The organism is Enterobacter sp. MGH 4, from assembly GCF_000534735.1.
Taxonomy (GTDB): Bacteria; Pseudomonadota; Gammaproteobacteria; order Enterobacterales; family Enterobacteriaceae; genus Enterobacter; species Enterobacter intestinihominis.
In genome coordinates, this window is the sequence record NZ_KI973289.1 from 1,411,152 (window position 1) to 1,433,789 (window position 22,638).

A 22,638-nucleotide genomic window follows, 5' to 3' on the forward strand; every position below is an offset into this window, starting at 1 on the left:
TTCTTGCTGCCAGTAACGGCGGCCTTTTTAGTCTCTCAAATAACTACAATACAAAGGTGTTCACGTGCAGAAGTATATGATCGAAGCGCGTCAGTTATTGGCACTGGCCATACCGGTGATCGTCGCGCAGGTAGCCCAAACCGCAATGGGATTTGTGGATACGGTAATGGCCGGTGGTTACAGCGCCACCGATATGGCCGCCGTGGCGATCGGAACCTCAATCTGGCTCCCGGCCATTCTGTTTGGTCACGGCCTGCTGCTGGCGCTGACGCCCGTTATCGCGCAGCTTAACGGCTCCGGTCGACGCGACCGCGTAGCCCATCAGGTGCGCCAGGGCTTCTGGCTGGCCGGGGGTGTCTCCGTCCTGATTATGATCGTCCTGTGGAACGCCGGGTATATTATTCGCGCCATGCATAATATCGACCCGGCGCTGGCAGATAAAGCAGTCGGTTATCTGCGCGCCCTGCTCTGGGGCGCGCCCGGTTATCTCTTCTTCCAGGTGGCTCGTAACCAGTGTGAAGGGCTGGCAAAAACCAAGCCGGGCATGGTGATGGGCTTTATCGGCTTGCTGGTGAACATTCCCGTGAACTACATCTTCATCTACGGTCATTTTGGCATGCCGGAACTCGGCGGCGTGGGTTGTGGCGTGGCGACGGCTGCGGTGTACTGGGTGATGTTCGGCTGTATGCTCACCTACGTTAAACATGCGCGATCCATGCGCGACATTCGTAACGACACCGCCTTTAGCACGCCTGACTGGTCGATGATGAGCCGCCTTACCCAACTTGGTCTGCCCATTGCGCTGGCGCTGTTCTTTGAAGTGACGCTGTTTGCCGTTGTCGCCCTGCTGGTCTCGCCGTTAGGGATTATTGACGTGGCAGGCCACCAGATCGCCCTGAACTTCAGCTCTTTGATGTTCGTCCTGCCGATGTCCCTGGCTGCTGCGGTGACGATTCGCGTGGGCTTCCGTCTGGGGCAAGGCTCGACGCTGGATGCGCAAACGGCAGCCCGCACCGGGCTGGGCGTCGGCGTCTGCATGGCAGTCTGTACCGCGCTCTTTACCGTGCTGTTGCGTGAGCAAATTGCCCTGCTCTATAACGACAACCCGGAAGTAGTGACCCTGGCCTCGCATTTGATGCTGCTTGCGGCCATTTACCAGATCTCTGACTCCATCCAGGTAATTGGCAGCGGCGTGCTGCGTGGGTATAAAGATACGCGTTCCATCTTCTTTATCACCTTTATCGCTTACTGGGTTCTGGGCCTGCCGAGTGGGTATATTCTGGCGCTCACGGATCTGGTGGTGGATCGCATGGGGCCAGCCGGATTCTGGATGGGCTTTATCATCGGCTTAACGTCTGCAGCCATTATGATGATGCTGCGCATGCGCTTCCTGCAACGTCAGTCGTCTGCGGTCATTTTGCAACGCGCTGCGCGTTAATGACACAGTAGCCGCCGGCTGGCGGCTACTTTCTCTTCACTTTGCGCGGTAATGAAGCAATCGCGTGAAATCAGAGAGAAAAATGCATTTTCCCTCTTGCCACCTTGGTGCTGTGCCGCTAATATTCGTCCCCGTTGTCACCGACAACACAATGCGTTCATAGCTCAGTTGGTTAGAGCACCACCTTGACATGGTGGGGGTCGTTGGTTCGAGTCCAATTGAACGCACCATTCTGCGTCCGTAGCTCAGTTGGTTAGAGCACCACCTTGACATGGTGGGGGTCGGTGGTTCGAGTCCACTCGGACGCACCATTTCAGTCCTGAAATGGTGCAAAAATCCTCTTCTGAACGTCTTAATTTTTCCCTTCATTGAATGACTTAACCTTTCTCCTGCTACGCTTATTCTATGGTTCAGAAACGCAGGAACGCTTTCGATGAAAAAAATCGCCATTATCGGCTCAGGCCCAACAGGGATTTACACCTTTTACTCACTTCTTAACAACGCAGCACCGCTGTCGATCACCGTGTTCGAAAAAGCAGACCAACCCGGCGTAGGGATGCCCTACAGCGACGAGGATAACTCCCGGCTAATGCTGGCGAATATCGCCAGTATCGAAATCCCGCCCATTTTTATCACCTACCTCGACTGGCTCAAACAGCAGAGTGAAGCCCATCTTGCCCGCTATAACGTCGACAAAGACAGACTGAATGAACGGCAGTTTCTGCCGCGTATTCTGCTGGGTGAATATTTCCACGACCGCTTTCTCGCCGTCGTTGCCGAGGCGAAAAAGGCTGGGTTTCATATCGAGGTTCATCCCAACGCAGAAGTCACTGATATTAAGGCTGATGCAGACGGCGTGGCCCTGTCAGTGAACGATGCCCCTTTCTCAAGGCGGTTTGATCTTGCAGTGGTCGCCACCGGTCACGTCTGGCCTGATGAAGATGAATCCACCCGCGACTATTTCCCAAGCCCATGGTCGGGGCTGATGGACGCGGATATCCGAGCCTGTGAGGTGGGGATTATGGGTACCTCCCTCAGCGGACTGGACGCTGCTATGGCGGTAGTAATGCAGCATGGTCGGTTTAGCGGGGAGCAGTTCGTTGTCAATAAAGGTAGTGAGGGGCTAAACATCACGCTGATGTCCCGCTCGGGCGTTCTTCCGGAGGCCGACTTTTACTGCCCTATCCCTTATGAACCGCTGTCGGTGTTAACGGAGTCTGTGGCAGAAAGCGAAATTGCCAAAGGCCCTGACGGGCTGCTTGACCGCATCTTTGCGCTGATGGTGAAAGAGCTTGAGCTGGCCGATCCGCGCTGGTGCCAGGCGATAGCGATCGGCACGCTGAATGCTGACACGCTTCGTGATGTCTGGTTTGAGGATCGTAAAAAGCATGGTCCTTTCACCTGGGCCGAAGCGAATCTGAAAGAAGTGGAGCGCAATAAGTGCGAGAAACGCACCGTTGCCTGGCGCTATACCGTGCTTCGTCTGCATGAAGTAGTTCAGGCCATTGTCCCTTCACTCAATGAACGTGACAGAGAACGGTTTAAATCCGGGCTGGAGCGTGTGTTTATTGATAACTATGCCGCCATTCCACCGCAGTCTATCCGCCGGTTACTGGCACTGCGCGAGGCAGGGATCATTAGCGTAGTCGCACTCGGTGATGATTACGCCCTGGATATCGGCAGCGATCAGACCGTCATCACCACGAAAGAAAAGCGTTATCGCTTCGACGTCTTTATCGATGCCCGCGGGCAGAAACCGCTCAGAAATAAGGATATTCCCTTCCCGACGCTGCGCAAACAGCTTGAGGAAACGGGGGATGAAATACCGGACGTGGGGGAAGACTACACGTTGCTGTCACCTGCGTCTCTGCGCGGACGTATCGCTTTTGGGGCGATCCCCTGGCTGATGCACGATCATCCGTTTGTTCAGGGTTTGTCTGAGTGCGCTGAAATTGGTAAAGCGATGGCGAAAGCGGCGGGGAATCCTGCATCTGGCGTGCGACGGAAGTTACCTTACACGGAGTTTTAACAGGGCTTCCCTGCCCTGCGGTGTCGGATTACTCGAAGAAGACTTCCGGGTTTTCCGACAACGACACGAACGATTTAGTGTTCTTGTCCAGGGCAAGGATTTTGCCGCTTTCAATATCATACACCCAGCCGTGCAGGCGAATGGCGTTGTTGCGCAGGCCTACCGCCACCGACGGATGGGTCTTGATGTTGCTCAGCTGAGCAAAGACGTTCTCCTGCACCATCGCATTCACTTTATCGATTGGCTGATCCCAGGTTTTCTTCTCAACCACCGCTTTTGCCGCATCAGAATAGCGCAGCCAGTGGGAAACGGCTGGCATCGGCTCCAGATCGGCGTTGTCAGCAATCGCCTTCATCGCGCCGCAGTTGGAGTGGCCGCAAATAACAATATCGGTCACGCCGAGGGCCACTACCGCGTATTCGATGGTTGCAGAGACACCGCCAGGCTCCGGCCCGAACGGTGGCACAATGTTGCCCGCGTTTCGAATGACAAAGAGCTGTCCTGGCTCCTGCTGCGTGACCAGTTCCGGAACCAGACGGCTGTCGGAGCAGGAGATAAACAGCGCTTTGGGATTCTGACTAGACGCTAAACTACGAAAAAGCTCTTTACGTTGCGGGAAAATCTCTTTTTGAAAGCTGAGAAAACCTTCAATGATATGTTGCATAGCCATTTCTCTTTTATCTGTTTTAGTTTAGGTATGATCGCGATCACACTCGTAAAATTTAACCACCGTGCCTTAGCGGAGACAAGCAATATATTTCTGGCCCGACCGCTGCACAATCTCATCTGCGTTCGCCGGGATGTTTTGCCCTTCAAAGGCCCCGTACAGTCGCTGGTACGTTTTCCCGGTCAGTCGACCGATCACCGATTCAACGGTGCGGGCAGGCAGCGGCAGCATATTCGGATAACTCCACATAAACGACACGGCGTCCTTACCAGGCGTAACCTGCAAAATATCACCGGCCAGCAGCACGCCGTCGCCTGACTGCCAGTGCAGCACCGTGCCGCCTGCAAAATGCCCGCCCAGACGCAGCAGCGTCACCGACGGCAAAATCTCCAGGGCGTCCTCCTCCCAGAAGCGTATCGCCGGACTGTCACGCATCACCCACTGCCGATCGCTGGCGTGCAGGTAGATCGGCGCGTTAAACGCGGCGGCCCACTCCTGCATGGTGGTGTAGTAATGTGGGTGCGAAATCGCGATCGCGCTGATGCCCCCGAGCGCGTCAACTAACGCTCTGGTCGCCGGATCGAGGTTGGCGATGCAGTCCCACAGAACATTGCCCTGCGGCGTACTCAGCAGAAGCGCCCGCTGGTTGATGGCAAAAGCGGGAACGGTTTTGATGCTGAACAGCTGCGGCTCCAGCTGTTGCCATTTGTTGGTGTGCGTGGTCGTAAGGCTGTCGAAGTCCGTCCATGCCTGGCCCGTGACCGGGACATACTGGCGCTCATCGTCGCAAATCGGGCAGTTTTTGGGCTGTTCATCGTAAGCGGTACCGCAGGTTTTACAGAGTGTAATCATCGGCTTTCCTCAGCAATAAAGCACTGAGTATGGCAGGGATTATCCATATGTGCTGAGGGGTGCCTGGCCCGCTTTTTTTGACTTATACTGTGCCAGTATCAAAAACTGAATAACGCAGGTGGCACATGGAAATTGATCTCGATAACTTAGTCTTTAACGGGCTGGATGAAGCAGAAGAGCGCAACGCGGAACGTCTCGACGATGCGGATAAAAAAGCCCAGGCGATTGTCGCCGATGACGACTGCGGCGATGCCTGCAAGATCTGAATACAGAGCACCGGCCATGCCGGTGCTTTTTTTATGAATTACTGTCCGGCCCCGTTAATGGCCGCCTGGGCACAGGCTTCATCAAGATGACCGCCCGGCGCACCGCCGATGCCAATCGCCCCAATCACCTCATCGCCCTCTTTTACCGGTAAACCACCCGCCAGCAGCAGGAAGCCGGGAACATCACGCATATTCTGCGCGCCCGCGTTAGTCTGTGCAGCTTCCATTACCTTGCCTGACGCGTTTTTCGTACTCAGCGCGGTATATGCCTTCATTTCGCTGGCTTTTACCGTATGTGGACCAGCGTTATCCGTGCGCTGCACCGCCTTAACAACCCCTGCGCGGTCAACCACGGTCACCGTAACCTGATAGTTCTTTGCCATACAGGCCTTAACAGCAGACGTTGCCAGCGCGTTAGCCTGTGCCAGAGAGAGGCTTTTCTGATTCAGCGCATCCGCCCGTGCAGCCAGGCTTACGCTACCTGCAACCAGTGCCGCCACCATCAATACTTTTTTCATTGCACTTCCTCGAGTGTTGGGAGACAACCCGAGATTACTGAAGCGCGCGTTTACACGTAATTCGGTTGATTACGCACTCCACCTGGTAGTTATACGGATTGCAATTTGTCATAATCCCGGCTCGCCTGAACCAGGCTGCTGACGCCAAGCTTGGCAAACGCCGCCGCGCGGTGCGCTTCCACGGTCCTCGGGGAGAGGTTAAGACGCGCAGCCGCCTCTTTATTGCTGCATCCTTCCATCAGCACGGTCAACACCTCGTGCTCCCGCGCGGTTAGCTGTTCGAATCGCGCTTTAATCCGCGAGATATCCTGCCAGGCGGCAGATCGCCGCAGGCTCTCTTCGAAAGCCATGCCAACCGTTTCGATAAGCCTGTCGGCATCCAGGGGTTTGGTGAAGAACTCAAACACGCCGTTGCGAAACGCGCGACGGCAGGCGTCGACCGTTCCGTGCCCGGTCATGATAACGACTGGCAGCAGCGGCCAGGGCCATTCACCCTCTTCCAGCCAGGCAAGCCCGCTCTTGCCCGGCATGCGCATATCCAGAAGCAGACAGCCGACAAGCGCCGTTTCGCCGCCGTGCGCCAGCGTAAAGGCATCGACGCTCTCGAATGCCTTAACCTGCCAGCCCATTCCGGAGAGTAAAAACGTCAATGATTCCCTGATGGACTCATCGTCATCAATGAGCCAGACCACCTTATCCATGCTTTGTCTCCTTACCTTCTGCGAGCTGCAACCGGATCTGCGCCCCACCCTGCGGGGCGTTGCCCAGGGCAATCGAGCCGGTCATGCGGGTTATTAGCGTTTCGGTTAACGTCATCCCCAGCCCCGTTCCGCCGGGGCGTCCGCTAAAGAAGGGCATAAAAGCGTTTTGCAGGGCCTCCGGGCTAAATCCCGGCCCGCCGTCAGTAAGCGTGACCAGAATGCCCTTCTCGTTTTTCTGGCTGTCGATTCGCACCCAGCCGTGCGTGCTCTCCTGCTGAGCCTGAATCGCATTGCTGAGCAGGTTGTGCAGTATCTGCTCCAGCCAGAGCCTGTCTGCCAGCACGGTCGTGGCGTCCGCTGCAAACGCGTGGATGACCGCGATACGGTTCGATTTGCGCTCGTGCTCCAGCAGGCTCTCAACCTGCTGCCAGCACTGCACCAGATCGGTTTCGCGCAGAGTCACCTTCTCCTGTACCACATGCTCGCGAAAGCGCGTCAGCAGGGCGCTGATGCGTTGCGTTTGCAGCAGCGCGGCCGCAAGCGCCTGCGGCACGGCCTGCGGATTAGCCTCGAGCTGTCGCTGCGCCCCCTGGATCCAGGTTTGCACGGCGGTAAGCGGCTGGTTAATTTCATGGACAATGCCCGCGGTGATCTCCCCCAGCGTGTTAAGCCTGGCATGCTGATAATAGCGGGCGCGCTGCTCGGCCTGCTGCCGCTGTTTGCGCTGCCAGAGCACGCTTCCCACGCCCGCAATCGCTCCCCCCCACGTCAGAAAGAGCAGCAGGTAAGGCAGCAGGGAAACGCTGAACCAGTCAGGCTCTGCCTCGGCTGTAAGAACGAAGGGCTGGGTATGCTGCGGGAAAGCGCGCTGCCAGCGCCAGAAAGCGCCGGAGGATGGCGGACCATCGCCGTTCGTGACGTTAAGATGCAGCTGCGCAAAGCTATGGCGCGCGGGAATCAGCGCGCTTAGGTCGACCAGCACGCGTATCTGCCGCCAGGGATTATATAACCAGTACTGCACCCCGCGAAACGGCTCCACACGCGGGGCGTCCAGCGCACGCCCCGCGGTTTTTTCCAGGGCCAGGACAGAAGGAAACTTTTTGCGTAACGCGGTAATATCTTCATCGCCGCTCAGAAGCGGAAGCACCGATTCGTTTTGCGTCAGCACCGCGCCGATCGCCGAATAGCGTGCCGTAAACTCGCGATCGCGCTCCCAGTACTGGCGACGTATCTGTTCCGCATAAAGCAGCATACCGCTTATCAGGCAGACCGCCACCCATGCAGCGATGCTGCGCTTTATCATCTTATTTAAGCTCATAGCGTTAACGGGCGCAGTCATTCAGGCTGTCGACATTACCAGTTAACGCTGTTGAGAACAAAAAAACGCGGGCGTTATCAGATCTCCGGCGTTTTGCTAAACCCGGTCAGCATCAGGATCAGGCTTTGTTGAGATGACCCCGTCTCAAACTGATAGTGGTTTCCCTGACGATCGCCGCCGATATACCACGAAATTTCGGTTTTCCCTTCTGCCAGCGCCTTGCGCACCGCTTTATCCACGTCCACCATCCGGTATTCGCGGGAGTGGTTCAGGTAAAGCACCGCATCCGAGCGATAGTTGCAGGACGGCCGTGAATGCCAGCTCACGGTGGCCGGATCCCAGTCGTTACTCGCCGGATAGAAGAAGATTTGATCCGCGCCGTTGGTTTCCACTTTCCCGCCATAAATTCTCACGCGGTATTTAAACTGGGCAGGATCCTGTCCGGCAGGCAGCGGAGGGATGTTGAACTTCACCAGCGACAATGTTTCGCTGTTTTTCGTGCGTCCACCGTTCTTCCAGTTATCCTGCACCAGTAAGACCTGGGGATCGGGTTGTGAAAGTGCGGGTTCCATGCTGCTGAGCCAGACGTTGGCCTTCGCTTTTGAATAACCATACGGCACGGTGGTGCCGCAATCCATTCCGTGGTTCATGCACAGGTCGGTCATAAAGCGCGCGGCATCTTCCGTCCAGCCGTTCATGAAGTCAGCATGCGCCGTATACAGGCTCCCCCATCGCTCTTCACGTTCACTGCCATGCATGGTGGGGTCGAGGGAAAGCTGGACTTTACTGGTATCCAGAGAGCTAATTGTCGGAAGCACGTACGCAATATTCATGTTCACCGTCGGGATCTTCACCGGGAAGGCGGACGGACACTGTCCTTTCGTATCGTAGGTGGCGTTAGCCAGGCCGTGGGCGGGCTTCAGGTTGACCCCGTCCCAGCAGTTCGGGAACTGAATGCCGATATTAAACTGCACGGCATCCTTCGCCTTGCGTAAGCCGCAGACTTCACCCGTTCTGGTGGTGTAGCCCTTGCCGTTGGCGCATAAAAAGGTGATATGTGGATTTGGCGCGGTGCCGTGATGATCGCCCGCCAGCAGCGACAGCCCCGCCGGGAACGGGTGCAGCGGCCAGGCGTCAACGTTCGATGCCTGATAATAGGTTTTTTGATAGGCGGGTTTGACCACCGTTCCGTCCGGTAATTTTAGCGACGGAGCCCAGTAGGCCGAGCTGTCTGCTTTGTTATCGCAGGTGGTCTTTTCCTGGGTACGCAGCGATTCACGGCTGGAGTAAGCATCCGTTTGCACGTTACCAAAAAAATCGTGCAGCATGGCCTCGTTGGGCATGCCGTACATCATAATGGCATCATCACCGAGGGTATGGGAATAACTGCATACAACATGCGCCTGTGGACCAGCGTGTGCCGCCTGCATGGCAAGCAATAGCACGGTGGCAGAAAGCGCGGGGGTTAATACTGTCCGTTTCATTATCATCTCCATCTGAGAAAGGAGATAGTGGTAACAAAACGGCTATCGTTTACCGAGGATTAGCCAGGGCATTTTTCCCTTCATTCTCACTTTACACGCATCACGCACAGCTCATTCCAGTACATTTCGCGCGTCCGGCGAAGTTCAGCGTGACGTTTTAACATAGAACCACTCCGGGTCGATGTTGGCTACGTCCACGCCATAGAGGCTGGCGACAGGCAGTATTGACTCAAGAACACGTTGCGCGCTGTTCTCCGCATTCGCTGGTCGGGGCGCAAAAAACCGCCGTAACGTGCTTATCCATTTTTTCATCGTCATTACCCTTCTCGCTTAACCTGGACTCAGTTAAACACGCCTTCATCATGAAGAGGAAATAACAATAATGACTGTTGATATGCGGGATCTGAAAAACTCGCGAGACGCTTCGTCCTAACCGGCCAGCGCTTTAACCACCGTTTCCATCGCTTTGGTGGTCAACTCACTGCGCTTAACGCGCTGGTTCGCCAGCGCGGTACGTAGTACCCCGGCAATCACGATATGCTTGGGCTCCTGCCCTAAGTCACGCATCTCCAGAACGACCTTGCCTACCACCCGACACATCTCCTGGTACAGCGCTTCGTCTTTGGTCACATTGCCCATTGCCATCACTCCGTTGCCCTAAACCGTCAGCTTAAATCATTCGTCGGCTGGATACAAAAAAGAAGCCCGGCGTGTTGTTCGCCGGGCTTCGTCTGGAAAATCAGGCGATTAGTTGTTTACCGGGATGACCGCGCCTTTGTATTTGGTGCGGATCCAGTCCTGAATCTCTTTGGAGTGCAGCACGTTCACCAGCGCGACGATATCCTTCTTCTTCTCATCACCGCGATGAACGGTAATGATGTTGGCGTACGGGTTATTCTCACCGCTTTCAACCGCAATTGGATCGTGGACCGGATCCAGACCGGCATCAATTGCGTAGTTGGCGTTGATCACCACCGCAGCACCTTCGTCGTTGTTGTACATCTGCGGCAGCAGAGATGCCTCGACGTTAGGGGTGAATTGCAGCTTTTTCGGGTTCTCCACAATATCACTGATGCGCGCGGTCACTTTATCGATGCCTGGCTTCAGCTTGATCACGCCCTCTTTTTCGAAGATGGAGAGAATACGCCCTTCCTCGGAAACTGCATCACGCATGATGATTTTGCCGCCTTCCGGCAGATCCTTCAGCGATTTGTATTTTTTTGAATAGATACCGATCGGCTCAATGTGGATTGCGCCTGCACTGACAAAATCATAATCCTTATCGCCCGCATGATCTTTAAGCACGCTGTTCAGGTAAGGGATGTGCTGGAAATAGTTGGCATCAATGTCATGCCCTGCCAGCGCCGTGTTTGGCAGAATGTAGTCCTGGAACGGTTTAATCTCCAGATCAATACCCTGCTTCGCCAGAATCGGCTTAGCCTGCTCCAGAATTTCCGCGTGCGGGGTGTTGGACGCCCCCACGGTGAGCGTGTCCGCCCAGGAGGCAAAGCTCAGGGCGCTCAGGGTGGCTGCGGCGATCAGTGTCAGTGTCTTTTTCATGATGTGGTTCCTGTGTGTATTTATTAGCGTTTATCTAACAGTGAAGTAATGGCATCGCCGCAGAACTGGATAATGAACACAATGATCAGAATGGTCACCGTTGCCACCAGCGTGACGTCACCATGGTTGCGCTGGAATCCTTCCAGATAAGCCAGATTTCCCAAACCGCCGGCACCTATCACCCCCGCCATTGCGCTGTAGCTCACCAGCGCAATCAGCGTCACCGTCATACCTGAAACCAGTGCGGGTGAAGATTCCGGCAGTAAAACCCGAAAAACTAACGTGCTCAGCCGCGCGCCCATCGAACGCGTGGCTTCAATTACCCCTTTATCCACTTCCCGCAGGGCAATCTCGACCAGACGGGCGTAAAACGGCGCGGCGCCCACAATCAGAGCGGGCAGCGCAGCGTTAGCGCCGAGAATGGTCCCCACAACGGTCTTGGTGAACGGGATCAGCAGAACAATGAGAATGATGAACGGAATCGAGCGGAACACGTTCACCACAATCGACATCACGCTGTAGACCGTGCGGTTGTGAAATAACCCGCCGCGGGCGGTTAAAAACAGCGCCAGACCGAGCGCGATCCCCAGAACAAACGTCGCCACGCCGGAAAGCGCGGTCATGTAGAGCGTCTCCTGGGTTGCAGCCCAAAGCTGATCCCACTTCAGGTGCGGAAAGAGTTCTTCAGCCATGCTTGATTACCTCGCCTTCAATATCGCTTTGCTTCAGGTCGGCGAGGATATTGTTCAGTTGTTCATCCGATGCCACCACGTGCACCCAGAGCTGCCCGAAAACACCGTGGGCGGTTTGCGTCATTTTGCCGTGCAGGATGTTAAACGGCAGGCCGTAGCGCAGGGTCAGTTCACCGACGATCGGCCTGTGCGTGCTGTGCCCGGTGAAGGTGAGCTTGATGACCGCGCCCTCCAGCTCATTTGCCAGTTCGGTATTGAAGGTCTCTTCCTCCGTGTACTGGCTCACCTGGCGGACAAACTGCCGGGTGATCGGCTGCTGAGGATGCGTAAACACGCTCAGCACCTCCCCCTCTTCCACCACCTTGCCGTTCTCCATTACCGCCACGCGGTCGCAGATTTTGCGCACCACATGCATCTCATGCGTAATGAGTACGATGGTCAGGTTAAAACGACGGTTAATGTCCAGGAGCAGATCGAGGATCTGATCGGTGGTCTGCGGATCCAGCGCCGAGGTGGCTTCGTCACACAGCAGTACGTCCGGATGATTGGCCAGCGCGCGGGCAATGCCCACACGCTGTTTTTGCCCGCCGCTCAGCTGCGACGGGTAGGCATTCTCGCGCCCCTTCAGGCCGACCAGCTCCACCAGCTCGGCAACGCGAGCCTGGATTTGCGCTTTTGGCACACCGGCAATTTGCATTGAAAAGGCGATGTTTTCCTTCACCGTGCGCGACCAGAGCAGATTAAAGTGCTGGAACACCATGCTGATTTTCAGGCGTGCCTGACGCAGCGCTTCTCCCTTCGCGGCGGAGATATCCTGACCGTTAATAGTGACGCTGCCGGCGCTGGGCTTTTCCAGACCGTTCAGCAGACGGATAAGCGTACTTTTCCCGGCCCCGCTGTAACCAATGATCCCGTAAATCTGTCCCTGCTCTATCGTCAAGTTGACGTTATCAACGGCTGTCAGCGCCAGCTTCCCGTTGTCAAAAACCTTCGAAATATTACTGAGTACGATCATTCTTATTCGTTATCCGTTACGCATATAGCGGTTTAGCAGTATGGATGTCCAAAAGATAGTAAACAGCCGTTATCAGCTTTTAAATGACCAAAAAAGAATTTCTTATAACGCGGCGGAATAAGCAGCGAACTGGCGGGTGAAAAAGCATTTAGATGAATATCAGCAATAATTATCTGCCCTTTGCATATCAGGTCACACTCACCCGGCGAAATCGGTTAATTTTGCAGCACTTTATGCGGATTTAGCCATCCTCACATCCGGGCAGCTTTACGTCTTGCTGTCTTTCAATCCAAAAACATAAGGATTATTCCTTTCTGTTCTAAAACCCAGTGAAACGTTCTTTATTGAGAAAATTTCATGGTCCTATCATCCGGTCATCACCTCTTCACAGGACATGACCATGACGCTTTACCACTCCGTCACCGAACTAATTGGCCATACGCCACTCATCCAGCTGCACAAGCTGGATACCGGCCCCTGCTCGCTGTTTCTGAAGCTGGAAAATCAGAATCCAGGCGGCTCGATTAAAGACCGCGTCGCGCTGTCGATGATTAACGAAGCCGAGCGTATGGGGCAGCTACGGCCCGGCGGCACCATTATTGAAGCCACGGCGGGGAACACCGGCCTGGGGCTGGCGTTGATTGCGGCGCAAAAGGGATACTCGCTGATCCTGGTGGTGCCGGACAAAATGAGCCGCGAGAAGATTTTCCACCTGCGCGCGTTAGGAGCGCAGGTCGTGCTGACCCGTTCAGATGTGAATAAAGGGCATCCGGCCTACTACCAGGATTATGCCCGGCGGCTGGCGAACGAACTGCCAGGCGCGTTTTATATCGACCAATTCAATAACGCGGCCAATCCGCTGGCGCACCGCACCACTACCGCACCGGAACTGTTTGAACAGCTTGACGGCCAGATCGATGCCATCGTCGTCGGCGTGGGGTCGGGCGGTACGCTGGGTGGCTTACAGGCGTGGTTTGCAGAACATTCGCCGCAGACGAAATTTGTGCTTGCCGATCCGGCCGGGTCGGTACTGGCGGACCAGGTTGAGACCGGACGCCATCACGATGCCGGATCGTGGCTGGTTGAAGGGATTGGCGAAGACTTTATCCCTCCGCTGGCGCACATCGAAGGGGTTAACCGCGCCTGGCGCATTACCGATCGTGAGGCGTTCACCACCGCCCGCGATCTGCTAAAAACGGAAGGGATCCTGGCAGGCTCCTCCACCGGCACGCTGCTGGCGGCGGCGCTGAAATATTGCCAGGCGCAGACTACGCCAAAACGTGTGGTCACCTTCGCCTGCGACAGCGGCAATAAATACCTCTCGAAGATGTTCAACGACGACTGGATGCGCCAGCAGGGGTTGATTTCGCGTCCGCAGGCAGGCGATCTCTCGGACTATATTGCCCTGCGCCACGATGAAGGCGCGACGGTGACTGCCGCCCCGGACGACACGCTTTCCACCGTGCTGGCCCGCATGCGCCTGTACGACATCTCCCAGCTGCCGGTGCTCGATAACAACAAGGTCGTCGGCATCATCGACGAGTGGGACCTGCTGCGACACATTGAGGGAGATGCCGATCGCTTCTCTCTCCCCGTGACGGCGGCGATGACACGTCAGGTCGAATATCTGGATAAGCAGGCCCCGGAGAGCGCCCTGTACACCATCTTTGACCGTGGCCTGGTGGCGATTATTTATGACGAAGACCGCTTTCTGGGTCTGATCACACGCAGTGACGTACTCACCACCTGGCGTAACCGCCTGACGAAATAAAAGGAGCAAAAGATGAAATACCTGGCCACCCTCAGCGTTCACAGCGGTGAGTATCACGACACGCACGGCGCCGTGATGCCGCCAATTTACGCCACGTCGACGTTTGCGCAACCGGCACCGGGTGAACATACCGGCTACGAATACTCCCGGAGCGGCAACCCAACCCGCCATGCGCTGGAGACCGCCATCTCCGAACTGGAAGGCGGCACGCGCGGGTACGCCTTCGCGTCAGGGCTGGCGGCCATTTCCACCGTGCTCGAACTGCTGGATAAAGACAGCCATATCGTTGCCATTGACGACGTGTATGGCGGTACGTATCGCCTGATCGAAAACGTGCGCAAGCGCAGCACCGGGTTACAGGTGAGCTGGGTTAAGCCGGACGATGTAGCCGGACTTGAGGCCGCCATTCGCCCGGACACCCGCATGATCTGGGTGGAAACGCCGACGAACCCGCTGCTGAAACTGGCCGACCTGGAGGCCATCGCAGACATTGCCCGGCGCCATAATGCGATCAGCGTGGCGGATAATACCTTCGCCTCCCCGGTCATTCACCGGCCGCTGGAGGCGGGGTTCGACATTGTGGTTCACTCCGCCACCAAATATCTCAACGGTCATTCAGACGTGGTTGCCGGGCTGGCTGTTGTCGGGGCAAATAAGGATCTCGCGGAGCGTCTGGGCTATCTGCAAAACGCGGTTGGCGGCGTTCTGGATCCGTTCAGCAGCTTCCTGACGCTACGGGGGATTCGCACCCTCTCCCTGCGCGTTGAGAAGCACAGTGCCAACGCGCTGGCGATTGCGCAATGGCTGGAGCAGCATCCGCAGATAGAGAGCGTGCTCTATCCCGGGCTGGAGTCACACCCCCAGTATGCGCTTGCCCGCAGACAAATGGCGCTGCCGGGCGGCATGATCTCCGTTGTGATTAAAGGCGATGCGCAACGCGCGACAGAGGTGATTCGTCATCTTACGCTCTTTACCCTGGCGGAAAGCCTGGGCGGGGTGGAGAGTCTGGTGAGCCAGCCCTACAGCATGACCCACGCCTCCATTCCACTGGCGCAGCGTCTTGCAAACGGCATTGTGCCGCAGCTGATACGCCTGTCGGTGGGGATTGAGGATGCGAAGGATCTGATCGCCGACCTTCAACAGGCGCTGGAAAAGTGAGCAAAAAACGGCGGGCGTTGCGCCTGCCGTCATAAGATGACATTAGGCCTTAACGCCTTGATAACAAACTTATGTGAATCTGCACAGAATGTTTTTGAAACGCTGTTTCCATTTTCCTTTTTACTGTGAATCAGCGTATAATGCGCGCCAAATCCCTGGTGAATGGTTTCAGCGCTTGGAATACAAAAAACAACGTACAACTTCTCCTCTCATTCGTTGGGCTGGCACTCAGGCACACTTTCTTCTGCACGCTCATTTGATGTCACCTATTCTTAGTGCGTGTCATATACTCTTTCGCAACACAGGTTTGACTCCGCGGCGGTGCGCCCCCGGAGCGAGATTTCCATATCCTTCCCAACTTAAAGACTAAGACTGTCATGAAAAAGACGAAAATTGTTTGTACTATCGGCCCGAAAACCGAATCCGAAGAGATGCTGAGCAAAATGCTGGATGCCGGCATGAACGTGATGCGTCTGAACTTCTCCCACGGCGACTATGCTGAACACGGTCAGCGTATTCAGAACTTGCGCAACGTGATGAGCAAGACCGGGAAAAAAGCGGCAATCCTGCTCGACACCAAAGGTCCTGAAATCCGCACCATCAAACTGGAAGGCGGTAACGACGTTTCCCTGAAAGCGGGCCAGACCTTCACCTTCACCACCGACAAATCCGTTGTAGGTAATAACGAAATCGTTGCCGTGACCTACGAAGGCTTCACCAGCGATCTGTCCGTTGGCAACACCGTGCTGGTAGATGACGGCCTGATCGGCATGGAAGTGACCGCGATTGAAGGTAACAAGGTTATCTGTAAAGTGCTGAACAACGGCGATCTGGGCGAAAACAAAGGCGTTAACCTGCCGGGTGTGTCCATTGCTCTGCCAGCGCTGGCTGAAAAAGACAAACAAGACCTGATCTTCGGCTGCGAACAAGGTGTGGACTTCGTTGCGGCGTCCTTCATCCGTAAACGTTCTGATGTGGTTGAGATCCGTGAGCACCTGAAAGCGCACGGTGGTGAGAACATCCAGATCATCTCCAAGATCGAAAACCAGGAAGGCCTGAACAACTTCGACGAAATCCTTGAAGCGTCTGACGGTATCATGGTTGCGCGTGGTGACCTGGGCGTTGAAATCCCGGTTGAAGAAGTGATCTTCGCGCAGAAGATGATGATCGAGAAATGCGTTCGCGCGCGTAAAGTGGTTATCACCGCAACGCAGATGCTGGACTCCATGATCAAAAACCCACGCCCTACCCGCGCTGAAGCCGGCGACGTGGCGAACGCCATCCTCGACGGTACCGATGCCGTTATGCTGTCTGGCGAATCTGCAAAAGGGAAATACCCTCTGGAAGCGGTCGGCATCATGGCGACCATCTGTGAGCGTACCGACCGCGTGATGAAAAGCCGTCTGGATTACAACAACGACAGCCGTAAACTGCGCATCACCGAAGCCGTGTGCCGTGGTGCGGTAGAAACCGCCGAGAAACTGGAAGCCCCACTGATTGTCGTGGCGACCCAGGGCGGTAAATCTGCGCGTGCCGTGCGTAAATACTTCCCGGATGCGACCATTCTGGCGCTGACCACCAACGAAACCACCGCGCGTCAGCTGGTGCTGAGCAAAGGCGTGATCCCACACTTGGTGAAAGAGATTGCCTCTACCGATGATTTCTATCGTCTGGGTAAAGAAGTGGCTCTGGAACTGGTTGATTGTGGCCTGGCTCAGAAAGGCGACGTGGTGGTTATGGTTTCTGGTGCACTGGTACCAAGCGGTACAACCAACACTGCATCTGTCCACGTACTGTAATATTTCACGAACAAATTATTGTTTTGTTAAAAAGCGTCCTTCGGGGCGCTTTTTTTATTCCCGCCATTAACCAGAACTATTCAAAAAGCAAATCGGGTTTTTCTATTTAATCGCGATTTATCTAAGATGAATCCGATGAAAAATGCCTTTTTTAACATAGCTTTTTCGTCAAAATTGCCGATTTCGTTGCTTCTTTGAGCGAACGATCAAAAATAGGCGTAATCCCATCAAAAAAATATTCTCAACCCAAAAAACTTTGTGTAATACTTGTAACGCTACATGGAGATTAACTCAATCTAGAGGGTATTAATAATGAATCGTACTAAACTGGTACTGGGCGCGGTAATCCTGGGTTCTACTCTGCTGGCAGGTTGCTCCAGCAACGCTAAAATCGATCAGCTGTCTTCTGACGTTCAGACTCTGAACGCTAAAGTTGACCAGCTGAGCAACGACGTGAACGCAATGCGTTCCGACGTTCAGGCTGCTAAAGACGACGCAGCTCGCGCTAACCAGCGTCTGGACAACCAGGCTACTAAATACCGTAAGTAATAGTACCTGTTAATAAAATGGCGCACATTGTGCGCCATTTTTTTTGCCTTCGTCAAACCTCTACTGAAGCGCTTTCTCTCCCTCGCCTTCCGTCACCGCCGCTGAGACACGACTGTTCTGAACCGACAGGACAGAATTGCTGGCTGACGAACCATTGCCTGCTGAAACGGCAACCGGGATCCCGGCTCTGCGCGCCAGAGCTTTGTCGATTAGCGTTTTATCGCTACCTGATTCCGCTGCGAAGGCGGTAAACGCCGCTGAGTGCGTGAACGGCACCGTCTGTGGGTTTTCGCCCTCAGCCTGCGCCAGCGGCCTGTGCACCTCGATATAACGTTTGCCGTCCGGCTCGACGGAGAACTTAACCGGCTCATTGATAATCTGCACCCGCGTGCCGACGCGCACTTGTTCAAACAACGCTTTGATATCCGGCGCGTTCATTCGCATACAGCCCGAGCTGACCCGCAGCCCTACGCTGTCCGGCGCGCTGGTGCCATGGATAAGATATTCCCCATTCCCGATGCCCAGACGCAGCGCAAAGCGCCCCAGCGGGTTATTTGGCCCTGCGGGTACCACAGGCGGCAGTTTAATGCCCTGCGCCAGTGAGCGCGCTCTGATGCCCGCTGTGGGGGTCCAGGTAGGGTTAGGGATTTTCTGACTCACACGGGTGGTGCTGACCGGTGTTTCCAGCCCAAGCTGACCAATACCCAGCGGATAGACCTGCACGATATTTTCGCCAGGCGGATAGAAGTAAAGACGCAGCTCCGCCAGATTCACCACAATGCCCTCACGCTCGGTGTCCGGGAGCAGCATCTGGGAAGGAATGGTAATGACCGTTCCTGGCGCAGGGTTTACCGGTGCAATGGTATTATTGGTTTCAAGGATAAGCTGTGCGGCGGTATTAAACCGACGAGCGATAGCCTGGAGCTTATTGTCGCCTTCCTGAATGGTGTATGTCTGATTTTGCCCAATCAGGCGGCTGCCTGCGGGCGGTAAAGGATAATCAACCGCCCTGGCTGAATTAACAGCACCGAGCGAACCAAGGAGTAATAGAGTTATTAGAGACGCGCGCTTCATGCTGAGATTCCTTATTCACTGACCAAACGTCAGAAAGCTGAAAAACCAGCGAGGTGGAAACCACCCCGCGAAACAGAATGAATGCTGTTCTGTCAGTTTAGCTAAGGATTGCGGCTTTGGCGCGTATGGCGCGGATCATCGCTTCCAGTCCCTGGGAGCGGGACGGGGTGAGGTGTTGGGTTAAGGCCATTTTTTCAAACCACGGGCGAACGTCAAAGGCGACAATATCCTGCGCCGACATCTGGTGATAAAGAATAAATACGACGGCAATAAGCCCCTTCACAATGGCCGCATCGCTGTCACCCTGTAAATCGATTACGCCATCCTCCGTCTGCTGCATCTGGATCCAGACCTGGCTCTGGCAGCCCTGAATGATGTTGTCCGGGTTATGCGCCTCTTCGCTGAGCGGCGGCAGGCGCTGACCTAGCTCGATAATATAAAGGTATTTCTCTTCCCAGTTTGCGCAACGCCCAAAGTTACGCAGCAATTTATCTCTGTCCGGCAAATCTGCCATCTCTCGCCTCTCCGTTAGCCAAGCAGCTGGTGAATACGTTTTAGTCCCGCCACCAGTCTGTCGACCTCTTCCGTTGTGTTGTACATCACCAGCGATGCGCGGCACATGGCCGGTACCTGATAATACGCCATCAGTGGCATCGCGCAGTGATGCCCGGTACGTACGGCGACGCCGTAATTATCCAGGAAACTGCCCACATCATAAGCGTGATGCTTGCCGAGGTTGAAGGCTATCACACCCAGACGGTCAGCAGGGCCATATAAGGTCAGATCCGGGACGCCGGCAAGCTCCTGCAAGGCATATTGCATCAGCAGCTGTTCGTACTCCTGAATCGCCGCCAGCCCCGTTTCAGATACGTAGCTAATGGCCGCGCCCAGCCCGATGATCCCGCCCGTGTTTGGCGTGCCCGCCTCGAAGCGCCAGGGCGCCCGGGCGTAGGTTGTGCCTTCCGTCAGGCTGACGGTGGCAATCATTGACCCGCCCCCTTCCCACGGCGGCATGGCCTGAAGAATGTCCTCTTTCACATACAACACGCCGATGCCCGTCGGACCATACAGCTTGTGCCCGGAGAAGACGTAGAAATCGCAGTCCAGAGTCTGAACGTCAACCGCATGGTGCATCACCGCCTGGGCACCATCAATCAACACTTTCGCACCGGCCTGATGGGCTTTGTCGACGATCAGCGCCACCGGATTTTCCGTCCCCAGCACGTTTGAAACGTGGGTCACCGCTACCAGCCGCGTTCTGTCGTCAAGCAGGGCGTCCAGCTGTTCAAGCTGAAGCGTACCGTCTTCGTTTAGCGGGATCACCCGCAGTTGCGCCCCCATACGCTCACAGAGCATCTGCCAGGGCACGATGTTAGCGTGGTGCTCCATCTGGGTGATGATGATGTTATCCCCCGCGTGCACCTGCGCATTGCCCCAGCTGTTAGCCACCAGGTTGATCCCTTCGGTGGTGCCACGCACGAACACCAGCTCTTCCGGCGAACGCGCGTTGAGAAACGCCGCAACCTGCGTGCGCACGTTTTCCATGCGCTGGGTCGCCTCGGCGCTCAGAGTGTGGATCCCGCGATGGACCGCCGCATAACCGTGGCGGTAAAACTCGGCTTCCGCATCCACCACTTGATTCGGTTTTTGCGCGCTGGCCGCACTGTCGAGATAGGCCAGCGGCAGACCGTTCACTTCACGGGTCAGTACCGGAAAATCTGCCCGGACTTTCTCTACGGGAAATATCATGCTTCGCCTCCAGGCAGCCGCTGACCGATACGGGCCAGCACCTGCTGTTTAAGTCCGCCATCGGGCAGCGCTTCCGTCAGCTCAGCCGCAAAGGCGTAAATAATCATCTTTTGCGCGGCCTGCTGGTCTATCCCGCGAGAGCGCAGGTAGAACATCTGCTCATCGTCAATACGCCCGACCGTTGCGCCGTGGCTGCATTTCACGTCGTCCGCATAAATTTCCAGCTGTGGTTTGGTGTCCACCTCTGCCAGACGTCCCAGCAAAAGGTTGTTGTTGGTCATCTGCCCGTCAGTTTTGATGGCGTGCTGCGCCACATTGATCAGGCCGTTAAACACCGCACGTCCTTTGTCGCTGACGATGGTTTTGTGCAGCTGACGGCTGTTGCAGTAGCCTTTGTTATGCTCAAGCCAGGTGCGCGTGTCGCACACTTCTGACTTCACCGGCATCGCCAGGCTGTTAATACGCAGCGTAGTGTTCTCACCGTTCAGCTGGGTGCTGGTATTGTGGCGCAGCACCGCGCCGCCAAGCAGGAAGCTGTGGCTGTAAGCCGCGGCATCCTGGCCCAGCAGAATATCGTTGTGGGCGAAGTGGTGACTGAGCGGATTCTCAAACGCCAGCTTGATATGGTGCAGCTGGGCGTTGGCCGCCACGTTCATCGTCAGACGCGAGCCGGTAAAATGGCGGGTGTCGTTCAGACTAACGTAATGTTCAATTACCGTCGCTTCTGCCCCTTCTGCCAGCTCGAGATGGTGGCGATAGTGGGCGGTGTTGATCTCGCCGCCCTCAACACCCTGGGTGATATGCATCAGCAGCAGCGGTTTCGCCGGGCGCTGGTTACGCTTAACGTGAATATGGGTGACAGACTTAGACAGGCTCTCAGTGAGGTGCAGAAAGACGTCAGGCTGGACCGGAGCACTCAACGACTGGCGCTCGTCGTTAATGGCGATATCGAACCCGCTCTCCTGTACGCTGTCGCTGAGTTCCTCACGAAACTGCCCGTCTACAAACACCAGACGCACGGCATCCACGCTCAGCGCCAGCACATCGCGCTGACCGGGGCTAACCTGCGCCAGACGGGTGACAAACTCGCCGTTCAGCAGGCCGTCCAGCGGGGTATATTTCCAGTTCTCATGCTTACGCGTCGGTAAACCGAGACGCAGCATCTGCTGGAGATGGTGCTGAGCCTGTTCAGAGCGCGCTCCACCCTGCGCTTCAAACAGCCGGTGCCACTGCTGGAGTGCATTACTGCTGTTCGGTAAGCCAGCCATAACCCTGCTCCTCCAGTTGTTTAACCAGCGTAAAGTCACCGGATTTCACAATGCGCCCCTGATAAAGCACGTGGACATAGTCCGGTTTGATGTAGTCCAGAATACGCTGGTAGTGAGTCACGATAATAAATGAGCGGTTACCGTCACGCAGAGAGTTTACGCCGTCGGCAACGATCTTCAGGGCATCAATATCCAGCCCTGAATCGGTTTCATCGAGAATGCACAGCTCCGGCTCAAGAACCGCCATTTGCAGAATATCGTTACGTTTTTTCTCACCGCCAGAAAAACCCACGTTCACCGAGCGGGTGAGCAGATCTTCGGGCATTTTCAGCAGCTTGATTTTCTCTTCCATCAGATCCTGGAAGTCAAAGCGATCCAGCGCCTCAAGTCCGCGATACTTGCGCACCGCGTTCAGCGCGGTTTGCAGGAAGAACTGGTTGCTGACGCCCGGGATTTCCACCGGATACTGGAAGGCCATAAAGATGCCCTCACCGGCACGCTCTTCAGGCGACATCTCCAGCAGATCCTTGCCGTTAAACTCAACGGAGCCGCTGGTGACCTCATAATCTTCGCGTCCTGCCAGCGTCGCTGAAAGCGTACTTTTCCCGGAGCCGTTTGGCCCCATGATGGCGTGAACTTCACCCGGTTTGACGTCAAAATTGAGCCCACGCAGGATCTCTTTCTCTTCCACGCTAACCTGTAAATCTTTAATGCTTAACATGTGCTTTCC

The 22,638-nt window shown here is 55.6% G+C and carries 23 protein-coding genes and 2 tRNA genes; 9 read left to right on the forward strand and 16 right to left on the reverse strand.

Annotation, left to right across the window (positions count from 1 at the left end; translation table 11 throughout):
- The first annotated feature begins 64 nt into the window (after positions 1-64).
- The 4 genes from mdtK to L350_RS15775 all read left to right on the forward strand — a co-directional run bounded on the left by mdtK (position 65) and on the right by L350_RS15775 (position 3,467).
- A complete protein-coding gene (mdtK, locus tag L350_RS15790) occupies positions 65-1,438 on the forward strand; it encodes an MdtK family multidrug efflux MATE transporter (protein WP_032622176.1) in 1,374 nt (457 codons plus the stop codon).
- 153 nt (positions 1,439-1,591) lie between these two features.
- A tRNA-Val gene (locus tag L350_RS15785) sits at positions 1,592-1,668 on the forward strand.
- A gap of 4 nt (positions 1,669-1,672) precedes the next feature.
- Positions 1,673-1,749: transfer RNA gene (locus tag L350_RS15780), tRNA-Val, on the forward strand.
- 122 nt (positions 1,750-1,871) lie between these two features.
- Positions 1,872-3,467, forward strand: a complete 1,596-nt coding sequence (locus L350_RS15775; protein ID WP_022647890.1) for an FAD-NAD(P)-binding protein — start codon at positions 1,872-1,874, stop codon at positions 3,465-3,467.
- A gap of 28 nt (positions 3,468-3,495) precedes the next feature.
- On the opposite strand, the gene L350_RS15770 is transcribed toward L350_RS15775, so the two are convergent.
- Positions 3,496-4,131 carry a carbonic anhydrase gene (locus L350_RS15770; protein WP_022647889.1) on the reverse strand — a complete coding sequence of 212 codons (636 nt, stop codon included), beginning with the start codon at positions 4,129-4,131 and terminating at the stop codon, positions 3,496-3,498.
- Between the two features lie 72 nt (positions 4,132-4,203).
- Positions 4,204-4,986, reverse strand: coding sequence for an MBL fold metallo-hydrolase (locus L350_RS15765; protein ID WP_022647888.1), 783 nt, complete (start codon positions 4,984-4,986; stop codon positions 4,204-4,206).
- Between the two features lie 125 nt (positions 4,987-5,111).
- Between L350_RS15765 and L350_RS24180 the strand changes: the two genes are divergently transcribed.
- A complete protein-coding gene (locus tag L350_RS24180; RefSeq protein WP_003857665.1) occupies positions 5,112-5,252 on the forward strand; it encodes a hypothetical protein in 141 nt (46 codons plus the stop codon).
- 38 nt (positions 5,253-5,290) lie between these two features.
- Here the strand turns inward: L350_RS24180 and L350_RS15755 are convergent, their stop codons facing one another.
- The 9 genes from L350_RS15755 to L350_RS15715 form a co-directional block, all read right to left on the reverse strand.
- Entirely contained in the window at positions 5,291-5,770 is a 480-nt protein-coding gene (locus tag L350_RS15755; protein ID WP_022647887.1) for a GlcG/HbpS family heme-binding protein, read from the reverse strand.
- Between the two features lie 89 nt (positions 5,771-5,859).
- Positions 5,860-6,471: a response regulator transcription factor gene (locus L350_RS15750; RefSeq protein ID WP_022647886.1), complete on the reverse strand. Its 612-nt coding sequence runs from the start codon at positions 6,469-6,471 to the stop codon at positions 5,860-5,862.
- Entirely contained in the window at positions 6,464-7,774 is a 1,311-nt protein-coding gene (locus L350_RS15745) for a sensor histidine kinase (RefSeq protein ID WP_022647885.1), read from the reverse strand. Before L350_RS15745 ends, L350_RS15750 begins: the two co-directional genes overlap by 8 nt.
- A gap of 92 nt (positions 7,775-7,866) precedes the next feature.
- Positions 7,867-9,273 (reverse strand): DUF1996 domain-containing protein, encoded by a 1,407-nt coding sequence (locus tag L350_RS15740; RefSeq protein WP_022647884.1) that lies wholly within the window; start codon positions 9,271-9,273, stop codon positions 7,867-7,869.
- A gap of 144 nt (positions 9,274-9,417) precedes the next feature.
- A complete protein-coding gene (locus tag L350_RS24430) occupies positions 9,418-9,585 on the reverse strand; it encodes a hypothetical protein (protein ID WP_022647883.1) in 168 nt (55 codons plus the stop codon).
- A gap of 117 nt (positions 9,586-9,702) precedes the next feature.
- On the reverse strand, positions 9,703-9,912 hold the full coding sequence (gene fumD / locus L350_RS15730; protein ID WP_003857676.1) for a fumarate hydratase FumD: 210 nt from the start codon (positions 9,910-9,912) through the stop codon (positions 9,703-9,705).
- Positions 9,913-10,020: 108 nt separating this feature from the next.
- Positions 10,021-10,833 carry a MetQ/NlpA family ABC transporter substrate-binding protein gene (locus tag L350_RS15725; RefSeq protein WP_003857677.1) on the reverse strand — a complete coding sequence of 271 codons (813 nt, stop codon included), beginning with the start codon at positions 10,831-10,833 and terminating at the stop codon, positions 10,021-10,023.
- A 23-nt stretch (positions 10,834-10,856) separates the two neighbouring features.
- Positions 10,857-11,525, reverse strand: a complete 669-nt coding sequence (locus L350_RS15720) for a methionine ABC transporter permease (protein ID WP_017384621.1) — start codon at positions 11,523-11,525, stop codon at positions 10,857-10,859.
- Positions 11,518-12,540: a methionine ABC transporter ATP-binding protein gene (locus L350_RS15715; protein ID WP_032624370.1), complete on the reverse strand. Its 1,023-nt coding sequence runs from the start codon at positions 12,538-12,540 to the stop codon at positions 11,518-11,520. The genes L350_RS15720 and L350_RS15715 overlap by 8 nt, the downstream gene beginning before the upstream one ends.
- 400 nt (positions 12,541-12,940) lie before the next feature.
- On the opposite strand from L350_RS15715, the gene L350_RS15710 reads away from it, so the two are divergent.
- The 4 genes from L350_RS15710 (at position 12,941) to lpp (ending at position 17,817) form a co-directional block, all read left to right on the forward strand.
- A complete protein-coding gene (locus L350_RS15710; protein ID WP_032624371.1) occupies positions 12,941-14,311 on the forward strand; it encodes a pyridoxal-phosphate dependent enzyme in 1,371 nt (456 codons plus the stop codon).
- 12 nt (positions 14,312-14,323) lie between these two features.
- Positions 14,324-15,469 (forward strand): trans-sulfuration enzyme family protein, encoded by a 1,146-nt coding sequence (locus L350_RS15705; protein ID WP_032624372.1) that lies wholly within the window; start codon positions 14,324-14,326, stop codon positions 15,467-15,469.
- Between the two features lie 377 nt (positions 15,470-15,846).
- Positions 15,847-17,268: a pyruvate kinase PykF gene (pykF, locus tag L350_RS15700; protein ID WP_015570703.1), complete on the forward strand. Its 1,422-nt coding sequence runs from the start codon at positions 15,847-15,849 to the stop codon at positions 17,266-17,268.
- Between the two features lie 312 nt (positions 17,269-17,580).
- On the forward strand, positions 17,581-17,817 hold the full coding sequence (gene lpp, locus L350_RS15695; RefSeq protein ID WP_001082307.1) for a murein lipoprotein Lpp: 237 nt from the start codon (positions 17,581-17,583) through the stop codon (positions 17,815-17,817).
- Positions 17,818-17,877: 60 nt separating this feature from the next.
- Here the strand turns inward: lpp and L350_RS15690 are convergent, their stop codons facing one another.
- The 5 genes from L350_RS15690 to sufC all read right to left on the reverse strand — a co-directional run bounded on the left by L350_RS15690 (position 17,878) and on the right by sufC (position 22,629).
- A complete protein-coding gene (locus L350_RS15690; RefSeq protein WP_023299936.1) occupies positions 17,878-18,891 on the reverse strand; it encodes a L,D-transpeptidase LdtE in 1,014 nt (337 codons plus the stop codon).
- 97 nt (positions 18,892-18,988) lie between these two features.
- On the reverse strand, positions 18,989-19,405 hold the full coding sequence (gene sufE / locus L350_RS15685; protein WP_032624373.1) for a cysteine desulfuration protein SufE: 417 nt from the start codon (positions 19,403-19,405) through the stop codon (positions 18,989-18,991).
- 14 nt (positions 19,406-19,419) lie between these two features.
- Positions 19,420-20,640: a cysteine desulfurase SufS gene (gene sufS, locus L350_RS15680; RefSeq protein WP_032624374.1), complete on the reverse strand. Its 1,221-nt coding sequence runs from the start codon at positions 20,638-20,640 to the stop codon at positions 19,420-19,422.
- Complete coding sequence (gene sufD, locus L350_RS15675) at positions 20,637-21,908, reverse strand: Fe-S cluster assembly protein SufD (RefSeq protein ID WP_022647875.1); 1,272 nt, start codon at positions 21,906-21,908, stop codon at positions 20,637-20,639. Before sufD ends, sufS begins: the two co-directional genes overlap by 4 nt.
- On the reverse strand, positions 21,883-22,629 hold the full coding sequence (gene sufC / locus L350_RS15670) for a Fe-S cluster assembly ATPase SufC (RefSeq protein ID WP_022647874.1): 747 nt from the start codon (positions 22,627-22,629) through the stop codon (positions 21,883-21,885). Before sufC ends, sufD begins: the two co-directional genes overlap by 26 nt.
- Positions 22,630-22,638 lie beyond the last annotated feature (9 nt).